The sequence below is a fragment of the Virgibacillus sp. 7505 genome (assembly GCF_002272135.1).
In the GTDB taxonomy this organism is placed as follows: Bacteria; Bacillota; Bacilli; order Bacillales; family Amphibacillaceae; genus Terribacillus.
Genome location: NZ_NPBF01000048.1, coordinates 1 through 898 on the forward strand (window position 1 = coordinate 1; position 898 = coordinate 898).

General features: G+C 47.3%; 1 protein-coding gene. It reads right to left on the bottom strand.

What is annotated here, in order from left to right; all coding sequences use genetic code 11:
* Nucleotides 1-898, bottom strand: an 898-nt coding sequence (locus tag CHH91_RS17840) for an isocitrate/isopropylmalate dehydrogenase family protein (protein WP_286160829.1), incomplete at both ends; no start/stop codon positions are given.

Consider the following 898-nt stretch of genomic DNA (forward strand, 5'->3'; position numbering starts at 1 on the left):
CATCCTTATGCTGGGAATACAGCCATTCGAAGAACATCACCGTACTTAGCATGATACCGATTGGGTTGGCAATATTTTTACCAGCGATATCCGGCGCAGACCCATGTGCTGCTTGTGCCATGGCTTGTGTATCATTGGAATTGATTGAAGGGGCAAGTCCCAGACTGCCAACTAATTCACCAGTAAGGTCTGAAAGGATATCCCCAAACATGTTTTCCGTTACGATGACATCAAAGTCGCCTGCGCGACGTACCAAGTGGGCAGTCATGGCATCGATATGATAATCATCCACTTCAACTTCCGGATATTGCTCGGCAACTTCGCGGCATACATTCAGGAATAAACCTGTTCCAAGCTTAATCACGTTGGCTTTGTGCACAATGGTAACTTTTTTCTTTCGTGTCATGGCACTTTGAAAAGCGGCGTGTGCAATTCTTTCAACAGCTTTTCTGGTGAATACGCCTGTTGAGACAGCCACATCGGGTGTAATCTGCCATTCGCCGACTCCTACATACATGTTTCGGTCTGTATAGAAGCCTTCTGTGTTTTCGCGGAAGATGACTAGATCAGCTTCGCCAACCACACTTTTTGTACCAGGCATCGTTTTCGCAGGTCGCACGTTTGCGTACAAATCAAAGTAGTGGCGCAGCTCCCCGCTTGGGTTGCGTTTCTGTTTATGTTCTTCCGGATAGGCTGCTGAATCGTGCGGCCCGAGAATCCAGCCATGGCACTTTTCGAGCTCATCTTTTGTGTACTGTGGAATCGGATCATTATGTTCCTTTATCGCTGCCCATCCCATAGGCAATTCAGTTAGATCCAGCTGCAGCTCATGTTTTTTTGCAGCTGCTTCGAGGATACTAGTTGTAGCGCTTACAATTTCAGGGCCAATTCCATCTCC